The sequence below is a fragment of the Dactylosporangium sp. McL0621 genome, assembly GCF_049995355.1.
Classification (GTDB): domain Bacteria; phylum Actinomycetota; class Actinomycetes; order Mycobacteriales; family Micromonosporaceae; genus Dactylosporangium.
The window spans coordinates 6,011,821-6,027,172 of sequence record NZ_CP188259.1 but is presented as its reverse complement, the minus strand read 5'-3'; the positions used below and the strand labels follow the sequence as shown (position 1 = coordinate 6,027,172).

General features: G+C 72.9%; 15 protein-coding genes. 6 read left to right on the top strand and 9 right to left on the bottom strand.

What is annotated here, in order from left to right; all coding sequences use genetic code 11:
• Positions 1–10: 10 nt before the first annotated feature.
• Positions 11–3,214, top strand: a complete 3,204-nt coding sequence (locus tag ACPPVO_RS28560) for a S8 family serine peptidase (protein ID WP_426514229.1) — start codon at positions 11–13, stop codon at positions 3,212–3,214.
• 6 nt (positions 3,215–3,220) lie between these two features.
• Here the strand turns inward: ACPPVO_RS28560 and ACPPVO_RS28555 are convergent, their stop codons facing one another.
• The gene (locus tag ACPPVO_RS28555) at positions 3,221–3,925 is read right to left on the bottom strand and encodes a hypothetical protein (RefSeq protein ID WP_426514228.1); all 705 of its coding nucleotides are present in this window, start codon (positions 3,923–3,925) and stop codon (positions 3,221–3,223) included.
• 110 nt (positions 3,926–4,035) lie between these two features.
• On the opposite strand from ACPPVO_RS28555, the gene ACPPVO_RS28550 reads away from it, so the two are divergent.
• Positions 4,036–4,455 carry a MarR family winged helix-turn-helix transcriptional regulator gene (locus ACPPVO_RS28550; RefSeq protein WP_426514227.1) on the top strand — a complete coding sequence of 140 codons (420 nt, stop codon included), beginning with the start codon at positions 4,036–4,038 and terminating at the stop codon, positions 4,453–4,455.
• Positions 4,452–4,841, top strand: a complete 390-nt coding sequence (locus ACPPVO_RS28545; RefSeq protein ID WP_426514226.1) for a hypothetical protein — start codon at positions 4,452–4,454, stop codon at positions 4,839–4,841. Before ACPPVO_RS28550 ends, ACPPVO_RS28545 begins: the two co-directional genes overlap by 4 nt.
• Positions 4,842–4,972: 131 nt before the next feature.
• On the opposite strand, the gene ACPPVO_RS28540 is transcribed toward ACPPVO_RS28545, so the two are convergent.
• From ACPPVO_RS28540 to ACPPVO_RS28525, 4 genes are read right to left on the bottom strand one after another with little or no spacing between them, the layout of a single operon-like run.
• Positions 4,973–6,376 (bottom strand): M36 family metallopeptidase, encoded by a 1,404-nt coding sequence (locus ACPPVO_RS28540; RefSeq protein WP_426514225.1) that lies wholly within the window; start codon positions 6,374–6,376, stop codon positions 4,973–4,975.
• A 59-nt stretch (positions 6,377–6,435) separates the two neighbouring features.
• A complete protein-coding gene (locus ACPPVO_RS28535) occupies positions 6,436–6,723 on the bottom strand; it encodes a CATRA system-associated protein (protein ID WP_426514224.1) in 288 nt (95 codons plus the stop codon).
• The gene (locus ACPPVO_RS28530) at positions 6,713–7,822 is read right to left on the bottom strand and encodes an ATP-binding protein (protein ID WP_426514223.1); all 1,110 of its coding nucleotides are present in this window, start codon (positions 7,820–7,822) and stop codon (positions 6,713–6,715) included. Before ACPPVO_RS28530 ends, ACPPVO_RS28535 begins: the two co-directional genes overlap by 11 nt.
• A gap of 3 nt (positions 7,823–7,825) precedes the next feature.
• Positions 7,826–8,479 (bottom strand): response regulator transcription factor, encoded by a 654-nt coding sequence (locus ACPPVO_RS28525; RefSeq protein WP_426514222.1) that lies wholly within the window; start codon positions 8,477–8,479, stop codon positions 7,826–7,828.
• A gap of 241 nt (positions 8,480–8,720) precedes the next feature.
• Between ACPPVO_RS28525 and ACPPVO_RS28520 the strand changes: the two genes are divergently transcribed.
• The gene (locus tag ACPPVO_RS28520; RefSeq protein ID WP_426514221.1) at positions 8,721–9,554 is read left to right on the top strand and encodes an ABC transporter ATP-binding protein; all 834 of its coding nucleotides are present in this window, start codon (positions 8,721–8,723) and stop codon (positions 9,552–9,554) included.
• Positions 9,551–10,543, top strand: coding sequence for an ABC transporter permease subunit (locus ACPPVO_RS28515; RefSeq protein ID WP_426514220.1), 993 nt, complete (start codon positions 9,551–9,553; stop codon positions 10,541–10,543). The genes ACPPVO_RS28520 and ACPPVO_RS28515 overlap by 4 nt, the downstream gene beginning before the upstream one ends.
• 240 nt (positions 10,544–10,783) lie before the next feature.
• Here the strand turns inward: ACPPVO_RS28515 and ACPPVO_RS28510 are convergent, their stop codons facing one another.
• Together ACPPVO_RS28510 and ACPPVO_RS28505 are read right to left on the bottom strand one after the other, a co-directional pair.
• Entirely contained in the window at positions 10,784–11,500 is a 717-nt protein-coding gene (locus ACPPVO_RS28510; protein WP_426514219.1) for a response regulator, read from the bottom strand.
• A gap of 622 nt (positions 11,501–12,122) precedes the next feature.
• Entirely contained in the window at positions 12,123–13,331 is a 1,209-nt protein-coding gene (locus tag ACPPVO_RS28505; protein ID WP_426514218.1) for a sensor histidine kinase, read from the bottom strand.
• A 134-nt stretch (positions 13,332–13,465) separates the two neighbouring features.
• Between ACPPVO_RS28505 and ACPPVO_RS28500 the strand changes: the two genes are divergently transcribed.
• Entirely contained in the window at positions 13,466–14,125 is a 660-nt protein-coding gene (locus ACPPVO_RS28500) for a DUF4386 domain-containing protein (RefSeq protein WP_426514217.1), read from the top strand.
• Positions 14,126–14,163: 38 nt separating this feature from the next.
• On the opposite strand, the gene ACPPVO_RS28495 is transcribed toward ACPPVO_RS28500, so the two are convergent.
• Together ACPPVO_RS28495 and ACPPVO_RS28490 are read right to left on the bottom strand one after the other, a co-directional pair.
• Positions 14,164–14,517 (bottom strand): hypothetical protein, encoded by a 354-nt coding sequence (locus ACPPVO_RS28495; RefSeq protein ID WP_426514216.1) that lies wholly within the window; start codon positions 14,515–14,517, stop codon positions 14,164–14,166.
• 70 nt (positions 14,518–14,587) lie between these two features.
• Complete coding sequence (locus tag ACPPVO_RS28490; RefSeq protein WP_426514215.1) at positions 14,588–15,205, bottom strand: YdeI/OmpD-associated family protein; 618 nt, start codon at positions 15,203–15,205, stop codon at positions 14,588–14,590.
• Positions 15,206–15,352: the final 147 nt, after the last annotated feature.

The window sequence follows — 15,352 nt, the reverse complement described above, 5'->3', positions numbered from 1 at the left end:
GCGCAGGACGGTGCCCGGACCGGATGACGGCCTGCAGATCGACCCGGCGGTACGGCAACTGCTGCTCCGGCGGACCGGCCGGCCGCAGCCGCCGATGCCGGACGAGGAAGGCGCGGACGACATCGTGCCCGTGCTCGCCCGGCTGACGTCGCCCGGCGCCGTCGTCCCTGGCCTGACCGTGCTCGCACGCTTCGGACCCGTGGTGACCGCGCGGGTACGGCTGGCCGCACTGTTCGCCGTCCGGGCCCACCCGGCGGTGATAAGTCTCAAGGCGAGCAGCCGCCTGACGGCCGCCCTCGACCGGTCGGTGCCCGACGTCCGGGCCCGGCCCGCCGACCTGCCCGACATCGGCGGTGGGCCGATCACGGGCCGGGGCGTCACCGTGGCGTTCCTCGACTGGTCGATCGACTTCGGGCACGCCAACCTGCGCGGTCCGGACGGCTCGTCGCGCATCCGCAAGCTCTGGGATCAGCGCGGCGGGCCCCAGCCGGGGAGCCCGGAACCGTTCGGATACGGCCGGGTGTTCGACGCCGCCGAGCTGAACCGGGCGCTGGGCACCACGAACCCGTACGCGCACGGCTACGACCCGCTCAGCGGCGACATCCGCCGGGCGGGCACGCACGCGACCCACGTCGCCGACATCGCGGTCGGCAACGGCCGGGCGCCCGGCTCGGCCGCGGGAGTCGCCCCGGGCGCCGAGATCCTGTTCGTGCATCTCGCCCCGGACGACACCCTGCCGGAGGAGGACCTGGGCTCGTCCGTGCAGCTGCTCGAGGCGGTGCGCTGGGCCGTCGACGAGACGGCGGGGCGCCCCCTGGTCGTTCACACGAGCCTCGGGCGGACCGGTGGTCCCCATGACGCGTCGCCGCTGGTGATCCAGGCGCTCGACCATCTGCTCGGGGCCGAGCCGGGGGTCGCCGCCGTGATGAGCGCCGGCAACTACTTCACGGCCCGGCTGCATGCGCGGGTCCGCGTCCCCGCGGGCGGCGCCGCCCCGCTCGGCTGGAGCATTCCGCCGCCCGGAGACTCGCCGAGCGAGCTCGAGGTCTGGTACGACGGCAACGACCGGCTGCGGGTCGTGCTGAGCGACCCGTCGGGCGCCGCCGTCGCCGAGCTGCCGCCCGGCGGTCAGGCGGTCGTGCGGGACGACACCGGGCAGGTCCGGGTGTCGGGCTTCCATCGCCTCGACGACCCGGGCAACGGCTCGAACCACGTCGACCTGTTCGTCTGGGCGGGCGCGCCGTCCGGCGTGTGGACCGTCACGCTGCACGGCGAACGGATCGTCGGCGGCGTGGCCGACGCCTACGTCGAACGCGGCGACCCGAGGCACCAGTCCCGGCTGACGGATGCGACCGGGCGCGGCACGACGAACTCGGTGTGCAACGGCAGCCTGCCGATCGCCGTCGGCGCGTACGACCCCGGCTCGCCGACCCGGGAGCCGGCGTCCTTCTCGAGCTCCGGGCCGACGCGCGACGGCCGCGTCAAGCCCGACATCGCCGCGCCGGGCGTGCGGATCCGGGCGGCGCGCTCGGCGATTCCGGGGCCCGGCGGCACCTACCTGCTCAACGGCCTGACCCGCAAGAGCGGCACGAGCATGGCAGCGCCGTTCGTCTCGGGCGCCGTCGCGCTGATGTTCGAGGCGGCCGCGCCGCGGATGCTGCCCATGGCACTCACCCGGTGGGTGATCATGGAGACCGCGACACCCGCCGGTGACGAGGAACGCTCGGGCGCCGGGCGCCTGGACGCCGGGGCGGCGTGCCGGCTGGTCCGGGCGATCGCGACGGGCCCGGAGCGCGCACCCGCCCGGACCGAAACGTCCGAACTGGATGCGACCGCCCCCGACCCGGTCGCCGGCAATGCCGCCGGCGTCGGCGCCGCGGCCGCGGCGGCGACCATCGAGCTCGCGGACCGCACGATCCCCGTCGTACCCCGGGAACCGGCCCACCACGCGATCGACCTGGACGATGCGATCCGAGCCGCGCTGCTGCGTCCGGGGCATGCCGTCGTGCGGACCGCGCCGGACGGCACCGGGTACCACGTGCTCGCGTTCGGCCCGGACGGCGAGCTGCCCGACCCGGTCACCGCCGTGGTCACCGGCGATCCGGCGCTGCGGGCGATCCTGGTCAACGGCGGCGGGCGGGTCTACGTGCCGGCCGGCCCGCCACCGTCGGCGCGCTGGGTCGACGTGCCCGGGCTGCGGTCGTTCTACGCGCTGCCGGCCGCCCGCCGCCGGCGGCTGCGCGCGGCGTGGTCGGGCGCGCTCCTGCGGGCCGTGCCCGCGATCGCGGCGGACACGCTGACCGGCCTGGCCGTACCGACACTGCGCACCGCGCTGGCCGACGCGGCGGCCGACGCCCTGCCGGTGCGCCCGGTGCACCGCGGCACGCCCACACGCGACGTGGGGGGCGTCGTTCACGGCGTCACGGTGCCGGTGCCGAGCGCGCCGCCGGTCGAACCGCACTGCTACCTTCCGGTGATCGCGGCGGTCGAGGGCAGGCTGGAAAGCATCAACGCCTGGGACCTCGGGGCCGGCATCAGCCTCGGCCCGATCCAGTTCAACGCCGACCGGGCCGCGCTGTTCCGGTTCCTGTGGCGGCTGCGGGGCGCCGACCGGGAGTTGTTCGAGACGCTGTTCACCCGGCGGCTGGGGTGGTCCATGGCCTGGGACGGCGACCACGCCGACCTGCTCGTGCCGGACGGCACCGGCGCCGAGCGGCTGCACGGGCGGGTCGCGGACGACGACGTCCGGCGCGCGGTCACCTACCTGCAGTCGGGCTCCGTCCACCACGCGCACCGCGACGGACCATGGCGGCGGACGCTCGCCGGGGTGTTCCGCGATGCGGTCGTGTGGCCGCACGTCCAGAGCATGGTCGCCGACGTCGGCGCCTGGTGGCTGGGCCGGGCGCTGCGGGCCGTGCATGCGGCCGGTATCGGCCCGCTCGACCCTGTCCGGCCCGACCGGGCCACGTTCGTGCTCACGGCGATCCTGCTGTCGGGGGCCGTGCGGTACTCCGGGTCACTGGCGCCCATGCTCAGCGAGTTGGGGCGCTGGCCCTCCGTCGAGGACCGGCTGGCCCACTGGCCCGACGCGCTCGCCGCGATCGGCGACCGGTTCGCGGAGCTACGGGCGCGGCTGCCACGACAGGCGGGGACGGCCGACGCCGTGTACGAAGAGCTGACCGCGATCCTCGGTGCGCCCCTCCCGGCCCGGTAGCGCAGGTCATCGCTGCGCAGGCGCGATCGTCAGGCCCGGACGGGCGATCCGCACCGTCCAGGCCACCTCGCCCGTCGTGGTGCGGGTGCTGGTGTCCTGGCGCCCGCCGCCCCCACCGATCTCGACGGTGCCGAGGATCGTGAACTTGACGTTGCCCTGCAGCTCCAGCTGTTCCGCCACGGCCTGCTGCGAGCCGGCCCTGATCTCGATGTCCTGATGGTCCTGGATCGCGGTGAACGCCAGGTAGGCCGCCGCGATCCGGGAGGGCACGACGATCGAGCCCGCCAGCACGGGGCCGCCGGCCGCCGGTGAGTCGGCCTGCGGCACCGCCAGGAGCTGCAGCACTCCCTGCGGCTTCAGCCAGAAGTCGGCGTACGAGGCGGTGCCGCCGGCCAGCTCGGATCGGCCGGTGAACGTCTCGCCCCGCGGACCGGCGTACTGCAGGAAGCACACGTGCGCCCCGAGCGGCGTGTTGTCGAAGGCGCCGACCATGATCTGGACGTTGACGGGGAGCCAACCGGCGCCCCGCAGCAAGGCCCGCCGCCGCGCTACGCTCACCGTGATGACGTCGGGTTCGAAGGTGATCTGGCGGGCCGGCGGGGGCCACTGCTCGGCCGGCCCGAGCAGCCAGTCCCGCACCTGTTCCGCCTGTTCGGACTGGTCATCTTCCGCGTCGCCCGGGTACCGCCAGAAGTCGAGGTTGACCGTCATGCCGCGATGGTGCCCGGCGAGCGTCACCGGGCAGTCACCACGCGGCGCCACGGCACGGCAACCCTTCCGGCGTATTGCTAAGACAGATTAGCTAAGCTATCTTAGCGAACGTGACACTGGCCCGGGACCTGCGGCTCGCGGTCGGACGCTTCGCGCGCCGGCTGCGACAGCTCTACGCCGACGGCGACGACAACCTCTCGTTCCTCGAGCTGGCCGTGCTCCAGCGCCTGGAGCGCCTCGGCCCGACCGGCCCCGGCGCCCTGGCCGGCCAGGAGCAGGTGACGTCGGCCGCGATCGCGCCGGTCCTGCGGCGCCTGGACGAGCAGGCGTACATCACCCGCGCCCCCGACCCGTCCGACGGCCGCCGCGCGGTCGTGACCATCAGCGCGACAGGCCGCTCGGCCCTGCTGACCCGCGAGGCCGCGAGCGTCACGCGCATCGACGCCGCCCTCGCCACCCTCACCGCCGACGAGCGCCGACGCCTCGCCGACGTGATCCCCCTCCTGGAGAAGGTGACCGCGCAGCTATGACCTGGACCCCGCTCGACCCCGACGTGTCGGCGTTCCTCGACGCGTACGACACCGGCGACGCCCCGGCCCTGTTCGCCGACCCGTTCCTGGCCCTCGACCCGGCCCGCGCGGTCGCGGTCACCCCGGCCCAGCTGACCGCCGCCCTGCCGGCGCGGCGCACGATGTTCGACCGTGCGGGCGTGGGCGCCCTGAGCCGCACGGACGCGCGCCAGCAGCGCCTGGACGACCACTACCTCCTGGTGAACGCCGACTGGTCCGCCCCGCGCGCCGGCACCGACCCGCTGCACCTGACCTCGACGCTCCTGCTGCGCCGCGAGAACGGCGGGTTCCAGATCCTGGTGTACCTCAACCACACCGACCTCACCACCGCCCTCTCCGCCGGCTGACCGGCGTCGCGGTCACGAGAGCCGATCGCCCGGCGGTTGCGGTCGCCCGAATCGGCCAGGACGTTCGCGAGGTTGTCACCCGGCCCGGCGGCGCTGCCCTGGGGCTGCGCCGCCGGTCCGGGCGATGACCGTTACAGGATGCCGCGGGCGTGGAAGGCGGCCCGCACCTGGTTCGCCGCGGCCGGGCCGTACAGGGCCCGCGCCGTCTTCACCGTCTGGGTCGCGGCCGCCGGCATCGTGGTGTTCGGGTCGAAGCAGAAGTGCGCCTCGAGGATCACGCGGTTCGCGCGGGTGCGGCCCAGCGCGTTGTTGATGTCGAACAGGGCCCGCGACCAGATCTCGCCGTCCGCGTGCACCTCGCCGACCAGGTCGGCCGGGTACATCTTCGGGCCGTCCACACGGCGCAGGCAGTGCGGCAGGTCGTCGGTGTAGGAGGTCGAGTCCCAGTCGGCGATGCAGGCCAGCGGGGTGCGCCGGGTGTCCGGGCTGCTCGCCTGCGACATCGTGAACGCCCAGTAGTCGCCGAAGCCCTCGCCGATCGAGCCGGCCTCCAGCTCCTCGCCGAAGCCGGGGACCTGGTCGTCCTGGATCGCGTGGCCGTACTCGTGCCAGATGACCTCGTTGTCCTCGGCGTCGTCGACGCCGCCGGTGCCGAAGGTGATGCCGTCCGTGTCGGGGTCGTAGAACGAGTTGTCGTCGGTCAGGCCGGTCGTCGCGTAGTCCTGCGGCTCGTTGTTGACGTCGCGGAAGCCGAGCTGGTGGATGTACTCCTGGGCCGAGGTGATGCTGTAGTACGCCATCACCTGCTCGAACCCGGGCTGGGAGCGGTTGTACTGGTACACCCGCCGCTTCGACTGCACCGGGTTGTCGCTGATGTTGTCGGCGTAGTCGCCCTGCAGGGTGTCCGTCCGGGCGTTGAGATGCGTCAGCGGCACCGTCCGGTACGCGGCCCGCAGCGCCGGATAGTTGGCGTCGTCGTTGTCGGTGAGCGACTCGTTCTGCAGGCGCACCACCGGGTTCGGGTCGAAGACCGTGCCGGTGCCGGTGGCCTCCTGGGCCAGGTGCTTCTCCTGCAGCGTGACGCCGCTGCCGGCGTCGAGCACCGTACGGACGGTGCCGTGCCCGGTGCGGGTCGCGACCAGCCAGGCGAGCTTGGCGGTGGCGCCCGGCACGACGACGAGCTCGGAGCGGGCGACCTGGCCGCCGGTGCGCCCGGCCACCGAGCTGCGGGCGCGGTCCGGGGCGACGCCGGGCACCTCGCTCGCCAGGCCCTTCACCTCGAGCCGCCCGTCCTGCACGGTGACCTCGCCGGTCGCGGCGTCGGAGTGGGTGGCGTACCAGCCGCCGAGGACGGGCAGGCCGTGGTACAGCTGCTGGTACCACGTGTGCGTGCCGAGCAGCGACTGGCGCACCTGCACCGGCCGCAGCCCGTCGGGCAGGGGCGGGGCCGCGTGCGCGGCGGTGCCGCCCGTCGTGATGAGGAGCGCCCCGCCGGCCACTGCCGCGAGCCATCGATTCACGCGTCGACGCATCATGACGCGACCCTAGAACACATCTGCATGTACTGATGTGATGCGAGGGGGTGGACGAGGGGCTACGAAATCCCGGCGCGCACCCGGCGGATGAGCGTGTCGATCTTCTCCGCGAGGGCGGGCGGGCACATCGAGGTACCGTGGCCGCCGATCGAAGGCGTCGAGCCCGGGCGCAGCAGCTCGAGGCGCTGGTGAGCGTCCTTGAGGGCGGCCGGGTCGTCGGCGCGCAGGGCCTGGTCGATGCGGGCGGTCAGCCCGTCGAGCAGGATCCACGCCGCGGCCGGCAGCCGCCAGCGCTGGGCGTCGGCCAGGGTGTCCACGACGCCGCGCGGGGCCCGGTCAGCCGACAAGGCTCGCCGCCGGGAAGAACACCTCGACGCTCAGGCCGCCGCCGGGGCGCGGGCGGGCGTGGATCGTCGCGGCGTGGGCGGTCGCGATCGTACGGACGATGGACAGGCCCAGCCCGTGGTGGCCGTCGTCGGCGACGCGGCGCATGCGCTGGAACGGCTCGAACAGCCGCTCGACCTGATCGGGCGGCACCACGGGGCCGGTGTTGGCGACGATCAGCCGAGCGTACCCGTCCGTCCGCCGCACGCCCACCTCCACGACACCCCCGGGCGCGTTGTAGTGGATCGCGTTGTCGAGCAGATTGGCCACCAGCCGCGCCACGAGCGTGGGGTCGCCGACGATGCGGGCCGGCCGGATCGTCGCGGCCACGGTCAGCCCGTGCGGGGCGAGCCCGGCCAGGGCCGCCTCCACCATCGCGTCCAGCGCGAACGGGACCCCGCCGTCGCGGGCCGACTCGCTGCCGGTCAGCGTGAGCAGCGACTCGAGCAGGGCGCCCCGGTGCCGGTTGACCGCCAGCAGCTGCTCGAAGTTGGCGCGGTACGACTCCACGGTCGCCCCGGCGTCGATGAGCGGCTCCTCCAGCAGGGCGTGCTCGACGGTGAGCGGCGTGCGCAGCTCGTGCGCGGCGTTGGCGACGAACCGCTTGTGCCCGTCCAGCGCCAGCTCGAGCCGGCCGAGCAGCCCGTCGATGGTGTCGGCCAGGTCCCGGAACTCGTCGCGCGGGCCCTGCAGGGCGAGGCGCTCGTGCACGTTGCGGCCGGAGATGCGCTCCAGGCGCTCGTTCATGGTGCGCATCGGGCGCAGCATCCGCCCGGCCAGGACCCAACCGCCGCCGAGCGAGACCGGCACCATGATGAGCAGGGCAAGACCGGGCACGAGCAGAAGGTCGCGCTGGTACCCGTCGTTGTCGCTCGGCAGCCGCGCGACCACACTACCGGCCGGGCCGGGCCGGGGCGCCTCGATCACGCGCGGCGCCGGCCCGTCCGTGGGCAGCGTGAGCGACACGAGGACGACGAGCACCAGCAGCACGATTCCGGAGACGAAGCTGGCAAGGCTGTACAGCAGCGTGAGCCGCCACCGCAGCCGGTTCGACGGGACCATGACCTAGATCCGGTACCCGGCGCGGGCGACGGTCTCGATGAGCGGCGGATCGCCGAGCTTGGCCCGCAGCCGGTTGATTGTCGCCTTGACGGTGGTCGTGAACGGGTCGGCGGCCTCGTCCCAGACCCGGTCCAGCAGCTCCTCGGCCGAGATGACCCGGCCCCGCCCGGCGAGCAGGTGCTCCAGCACGGCGAACTCCTTCGGGCTCAGCGGGAGCCGGGCCCCCGCGCGCGTGGCGACCCGCTGGGCCGGGTCGAGGCGCACGTCATCGTGGATCAGCACGGGCGGGGCGGGCGCCCGGTTGCGCCGGCCGACGGCCCGGATGCGCGCGACGAGCTCGGCGTACGAGAAAGGCTTCGGCAGGTAGTCGTCGGCGCCGAGCCCGAGGCCCTCGACCCGCTGGGCGACGGTGCCGGAGGCGGTAAGCATCAGCACGCGGCTGGGCGACTCGCGGGCGACGAGGGTGCGGCACACGTCGTCGCCGTGCACGCCGGGCAGGTCGCGGTCGAGGACCACCACGTCGTACTCGACGAGGTCGGTGCGCTCGAGGGCGGCGGTGCCGTCGTAGGCCACGTCGACGGCCATGCCTTCGCGGCGCAGCACCCGCGCGACGGAGTCGGCGAGCTGCCGCTGATCCTCCACGACGAGCACTCTCACGGCTTTTCCCTCACGACTTTGTCGCTCACGGCTCTCCGCTCACGGCTTTCCGTTCACGGCTTTCCGTTCACGGCTTTCCGTTCACGGCTTTCCGTTCACGGCTTTCCGTTCACGGCTTTCCGTTCACGGCTTTCCGTTCACGGCGTTTCGCTCACGGCCCGCAGCCTAGCCACAGCGCGGTCACAGACTGGTCACAGCCCTGCGGACGCTCCTGTGACCGCCCGATGACTACAAAGGCCCCATGACAGCGGTCATCGAGACACAAGCACTCAGCAAACGGTACGGCCGGCGAACGGCCCTGACCGACTGCACCCTAACCGTGCCGGCGGGCCGGATCGTCGGCCTCGTCGGGCCCAACGGCGCCGGCAAGTCCACGCTGCTCTCGCTCACCTGCGGGCTGATCACGCCGTCGGAGGGCCGGATCACGGTGCTGGGCAACCGCCCCGCGGCGAACGCGGCCCAGCTGGCGAGGGTCGGGTTCGTGGCTCAGGACGCTCCGGTGTACTCCGGGCTGTCCGTCGCCGACCACCTGCGCCTCGGCGCCCGGCTCAACCCGGGGTGGGACGACGGCCTGGCGCGCCGGCGCATCGAGCGGCTGGGGCTCGACCCGGCGCAGAAGGCCGGGCGGCTCTCCGGCGGGCAGCGGGCCCAGCTGGCCCTGACGGTGGCCGCCGCCAAGCGCGCCGAGCTGCTCATCCTCGACGAGCCGGTGGCCGCGCTGGACCCGATCGCCCGCCGGGCGTTCCTGCACGACCTGCTCGACTTCGTCGGCGAGCTCGGCGTGAGCGTCGTACTCTCCTCCCACCTGCTCGGCGACCTCACCCAGGTCTGCGACCACCTCATCGTGCTGGCCGGCGGCCGCGTCCAGGTCGCCGGCGACGTCGCCGACCTGATCGCCCTGCACCACCGCGTACCCGCCGGCGGGGGCACGCTGCCGTCCGGCGCCCGCGTCGTGCACACCGATCGCGGCGGCCCCGCGGTGGTGTACTCCGCTGACCCCATCGCCGGCGCCGAGCGCACCGACCTCGAGGACGTCGGCATGGCGTACATGATGGCCGCGGAGGTAACCCGATGATCTGGCTCACCTGGAGGCAGTTCCGCACGCAGGCGATCGTGGCCGCGATCGCGCTGGCCGCGCTCGCCGCCTTCCTGCTGTACCTCGGCTTCGAGATCCGCCACGACTACACCTCGGACGTCGTCAACTGTGCCCCGGACGACTGCACCGTCTCCCGCCGGCTGTTCGCCGACCGGTACCAGGCGCCGACCGCGATCATCAGCCTGCTGCTCATCGCCGTGCCGGGCCTGATCGGCGTCTTCTGGGGCGCGCCGCTGGTCGCCCGCGAGCTGGAGACCCGAACCGACCGCCTCGTGTGGAACCAGAGCGTGACCCGCCGGCGCTGGCTGGGCGTGAAGCTCGGGCTGCTGGGCGCCGTGGCGGTGGCCGTCACGGGCGGGTACAGCCTCCTGCTCACCTGGAGCGCGAGCCGCTACGACCAGTGGGTCGGCGAACGGTTCGCCGCGTCGAACTTCGGCGCCCGCGGCGTCGTGCCGCTCGGCTACGCCGCGTTCGCCTTCGTCCTGGGCGTGGTCGTGGGCCTGCTGGTGCGCCGCACGGTGGCCAGCATGGCGATCGTGGTCGCCCTCTACACCATCCTCCAGATCGTGGTCCCGACCGCGATCCGCGCCCACCTCATGGCGCCGGTCACGACAACGGTGGCCGTGAACAAGGAATCACTGGACCGCGCCCACGGCCTGGGCATGAACCAGACCGGCGCCCGAATCATGGGCTACACGATGCCGAACGCCTGGTCGACGGACTCGGTGCAGGAGATCTACAACGCGGACGGGACCCCGTACACGGCCGCCCAGAACAAAACCTGCATGACGGGCGACATGGCCGGGGACTTCGACTGCCTGGCCACGAGGAACCTGCACTTCCAGTACACGTACCAGCCCGGCAGTCGCTACTGGCCGTTCCAGTGGATCGAACTGTCGGGGTACCTGGTCCTGACCGCCCTGCTGACGGGCTTCAGCTTCTGGTGGATACGCCGCCGAGTCAGCTGACACGTTTTCCGGCCGCCCCGGCCGCCTTTCCGCCGCCGGGGCCCCCGGTGGTTCGTTCCCGGAACCGCGACGACCCGCTGAGCGTTCGAGCCATGGGCACACCTGACACTGCCCTCATGGCACCTTCGTCCCGGCGGCGCCGGCGTGCGGGCGGCTGGCGGACCGCCCCACACATCCGGACATTCACCATCGAAGATCCCCGTTCGCGACATGTCAACCGCCGCCGGAAGAAATAAGGATCTATAAACCCTCCCCTGAGCCGGCCCTAGGTCTGATCCTCCCCGTCTCGTACGCCCACATCGCGATCTCGACCCGATTCTTGGCCCCGAGCTTGGCCATCAGACTCGCCAGGTGCGTCTTGACCGTGCTGAGCGTGATGAACAACGCCTGCGCGATATCGTGGTTGGACAGCCCCCGAGCCACCGCGAGCAGCACTTCCTCTTCCCGCGGCGTGAGCGCGTCAACCGGCTGCACCGGCACCCGCCCGACCGCCGCCCCGGCAAACGCCTCGATCAGCCGCACAGTGACACTGGGCGCGATGAGCGCCTGCCCGTCGGCGGCGGCCCGCACCGCCTGCACGAGCAGCTCCGGCCCGGCATCCTTGAGCAGAAACCCGCGAGCCCCGGCACGCAGCGCTCCGTACACGTACTCATCGAGATCAAAAACGGTAATCACCACCACGACCATCGGATCGACAACCCCAGGCCCGGCGAGGATTCGAGTAGCCTCCAGCCCATCGGGCTCCGGCATCCGAATATCGAACAGGCACACATCGGGCCGCAGCTCCCGCGCGAGCCGAACCGCCTCGGCCCCGTCCCCAGCCTCACCGACAACTTCGATATCGGGCTGCGCATCGAGCATGATCCGCAACCCGGTACGGATGATCGCCTGATCATCAGCGATCAGCACCCGAATCGTCGCCCGCCCCGGGACCGAGCTCATGCGGGCCGCCGTCATCCCGCCCACCGCGCCAACTCGATCTCGATCATCAGCTGACCGATCTCGCCGCCGGCCATGTCCACCGGGTACTCGACGGTCAGCGGGCCACCCCCCGGACACGGCCCAGCCCTCAGACTCCCACCCAACAACGAAGCCCGCCCCCAAAGCCCGGACAGCCCACGCCCATCTCTCCCCCGCCAGCGCCCTCGCCGCACCGCCGCACCATCACCCCGGCCCGCCACCGGCCGTCGAAGAAGTCGAACTGCTTCGTGCGAACGTAGTCCCACTGCCGGCACGGGAACGCGGCCGGCAACAACAACGCCTCCCACGGCCGCCCTCCTCCGGGCCGCGGTCAACCCCGCCCACCCTGGCAACTCGGCCTCAACCCGATCCGGGGCGCCACCGGGAACAGCAACGCCTCCCACGGCCGCCCTCCTCCGGGCCGCGGTCAACCCCGCCCACCGTGGCACCTCGGCCTCAACCCGATCGGGGGCACCGCCGGGAACAGCAACGCCTCCCACGGCCGCCCTCCTCCGGGCCGCGGTCAACCCCGCCCACCGTGGCACCTCGGCCTCAACCCGATCGGGGGCACCGCCGGGAACAGCAACGCCTCCCACGGCCGCCGTTCTCTGGCGCGCCCTCATCCTGACCGCCGCGGCAACTCGGCCTCGACCAGCCAGCCATGCCCCGGACACGGCCCGGCGCTCAGGCTCCCACCCAGCAGCGAGGCCCGCTCCCGGAGCCCGGTCAGCCCGTACCCGTCTCTCCCCCGCCCGCGCCCCCGCCGCACCGCCGCGCCGTCATCACGGACCGTCACCCGCACCCGGTCCGGCGGCGTCGACGCGACCCGGATCTCGACCGTCGTCGCGTCGACGGCGTGCCGGACCGCGTTGGTCAGCGACTCCTGCACGATCCGGTACACGGCCGCGTCCACCGCCACGGGCAGGCGCTCCGCCGACGCGTCGATCCACAGGTCGACCGCCAGGCGTCCGGCCGGGTCGCGCGCGAGTCGCTGCAGGTCGGCCACGCCCGCCGGCGGTGTCATCTCGGCGCCCGTGTCGCCGTCGCGCAGCGCCTGGACCATGGCCCGCATCGCCTCCAGCGTCCGTGCCCCCTCCTCCTCCACGCCCTCGAGGGTCTCCTTCATCGCCGCCCGCAGCTCGCCGGCCCCTCGTTCGTCCCCGGGGTCGTCCGCGGCCGCGGTGGCGTTGGCCGCCGCGATCACCCGCCCGGCCTGAGCCCGTACGACCATGGCGGCGACGTGGTGGGCCACGGTGTCGTGCAGTTCCCGGGCGAGGGCCTCGCGTTCGCGGGACCGCATACGCTCGAGCTCCCGGCCCTTCGACGTCGCCCAAAGCCGCACCGACACCCCGGCGATGGCCGGCAGCGCCAGGAACACCAGGCTGCCGATCGCGTCGGCGGCGGTGATGTCGTCGACGGCCGTCGACAGCCCGAACGACACGAGCGTCACGGCCAGCCCGAGCACGATGTCGCGCCCGGATCCCCACCGCGTCAGGGTGTACACGAGGATGAGCACGATCATGCCGGTGTACAACCCGAGCGGACGAGCGTGGCCCGTCGCGGCGTCGATGACCGTGAGCACGATGCCGGTGCCGAACGCGAGCGTGACCATCGCCAGCGGGCGGGTGCGCCGCCACAACATCGCGAGGCACAGCATCGCGGTCACGAGTAGAGACACCGGCCACCACACGACGTCGCCGCGCAGTGCCGTCTCCAGCCCCGCCCCCGCCAGCCCGGCGGCGAGCAGCGCCCAGTCCCGCCACACCCTGACGGGTGCGCCGGATACACGCGGCTCGATCCACAGCCGCCGGAGGTCGTCTTGGAACACGGGTCAAGCCTCGGGTACTGCGGGGGCGGCGTCATCGGCCGAAAGAACGAGCGGCTCACCGGTCCACGGGCCTACGACAATCACATTCCCCGGGCCGATGCCCAAACCCCACCCACCGACAAAACTCGACAACCATGCGAACCCCCACCCCACCGGCCCGCACGGCCGGCATCCTGTTCCTCGTGGCCTCGGCCACCGCCATCGCCGGCGGCTCGCTGCTGCTGCCGGTCACCGAGCCCCAGTTCCTCACCACCACCGGCGGCGCACAACCCCGGCTCGCCACCGGAGCCCTGCTGGAGATCGTGCTCGCCCTGAGCGTCGCCGCCATCGCCGCCATGCTGTGGCCGGTCCTGCGGCGCGTCAGCCAGCCGGTCGCCGCGCTCTATCTGGTGACCCGCACGCTGGAGGGCGCCCTGATTGCCGCCGGGACCCTGGCCGCCCTGGTCATGACGTCACTGGCCGGCTCCCACGCCCCGCCGGCCACGGGCGACGCGCTCATCGACGGCCGCGAGTGGGCGATGCGCATCGGCACGCTCGTGGTCTTCGGCGCGAGCGCGATCATGCTCAACGCACTGCTGCTGCGCGGCCGCCTGGTCCCGGGCTGGCTCGCGTGGTGGGGCCTCATCGGCGGCGTCCTGCTCGCGCTGCGCGGGGCACTGGAAACCTACGGCGAGGATCTGCCCGCCGCGGCGCAGGCCGTGCTGGCGGCTCCGATCGGGATCGAGGAGATGGTGTTCGCGGTTTGGCTGCTCGTCAAGGGCCTCCCCGCGCCGGTGCGATCAGAAGCCACATAGGCAGGCCGTACCTCGCCAGGCCAGCGTCGACCGGACCTTTACCGCGTCGACTCCCGCAGGCTCGCGGAACTGGCCTTCTGCGGATCAACCGTCTCGTGGCGGGCCAGTGGCGCCCAGGCGTTTACGGTATCGACTCGGACGGGTTCGCCGTCGACGCCAAGCATCGCGGGGCGCGGCCGGCGCCTTGCCCTCTGCGGATCGAGCGTCTCCTGGCGGGCCAGTGGCGCCCAGGCGTTCACGGTATCGACTCGGACGGGTTCGCCATCGACGCCAAGCATCGAAGGGCGCGGCCGGCGCCTTGCCCTCTGCGGATAGAGCGTCTCCTGGCGGGCCAGTGGCGCCCAGGCGTTCACGGTATCGACCCGGGCGGGTTCGCCATCGACGCCGAGCATCGAGGATCGCGGCCGCCGCCTTGCCCTCTGCGGATAGAGCGTCTCGTGGTGGCCAGCGTTGCCCGGACGGCTATGGTGTCGGCTCCGGCTGGTTCGCGGGCTTCGCCTTCTGCGGATTGAACGTCTCGTGGCGGGCCAGCATCGCTACGAACTCGGTGATCTTTCGCTCGCGCGTCTCGGGCCGCTTCACGGCGTTGATCCGGTAGATCAGTGCGAAGCGGTTGGTCTTGGTGAGTACGTCGAACATGGCCTGGGCGGCCGGGTTGGCGGCGATTGCGGTGCTCAGGTCTGCCGGGACCTCGGCTTCCGAGGGGGGAGCGTAGGCGACCGCCCAGCGCCCGTCCGCCTTCGCGGCTTCCACCGCGGCGCGGCCCGCGGGCAGCATGAGGCCCTGCTCCTCGAGCCGGGCCACGTGAGAGACGTTGCGCTGCGACCAGGGACTGCGGGGTGTGCGGGGGGTGAATCGGATCCAGGAGTACTCGTGATCGCCCTTGCGGGCCTGGCCGTCGATCCAGCCGAAGCACAGGGCCTCGTCGACCGCCTGCTGCCAGGTCAGTGTGGTGACCGTGCCGCCCTTTCTGGTCAGGGCCAGCCAGACGCCCGTCGAGGTGGTGTGGTTGCTCGACAACCACGCCCTCAGTGCCTCGGCGTTCGCGACTATCAACTCGTCCAGTTCGGCTCTCACCACACCAGCAGGCTAACCGCCGCCGCGGCTCAGCGGGGCCACCGGGGGGCCGCGGCGGCAAGCGAGCCAGGGGCCGCCCGCGGGTCATGGGCTGCCAGCGAACCAGAGGGTTGCCGGTGAACCCGGGTCGCCCATGAGGCAGGCGCTGCC